1 protein-coding gene is annotated in these 429 nt (G+C 50.3%); it reads right to left on the reverse strand.

The window, feature by feature from the left end; genetic code table 11:
• Nucleotides 1–124 precede the first annotated feature (124 nt).
• Nucleotides 125–429: hypothetical protein (locus AC1RPR_RS08335; protein WP_481763489.1), on the reverse strand; the 305-nt coding region annotated here is incomplete at its 5' end.

The following is a 429-nucleotide window of genomic DNA, read 5'->3' on the forward strand; positions in this document are numbered from 1 at the left end:
GTTAGGCTTTCGCGCAACCACTCAAGCTGAGAGACCGGTGCTGTTACAGGACCTTCGTAGTGGTTCTGTGTAGATTCACCCACTAGTCCGTAGGTGCCTCCTGCCTTCAACGCGTCCTTTACCATCAGAGTGTTTCCTTCAGTTGACGAAGACACACAAGTGCATCTTCAAGATTTTCGTAGTACTCACGGATTGTGCAACCCTCAAATACCAGAGAATAAAAATCCGATACGATTGGCACAGTCTCCATCGTGAGGAACTTGTGAGCACGTGCAAAATCCTGCTCACTGAACTCGACGTTACTGTTAATCGTGTCAAGGACGCGCGACGGGTAGGACTCCAACATAAGCTTGATACGATCGCGCTCACGCGACGTATACCAGATTGCCTTGTCCAAGTCTTGCGCGGCCTTTCCCTTCTCACCACGAC

This window comes from Dellaglioa sp. CoH-57-MRSF-22, assembly GCF_056781895.1.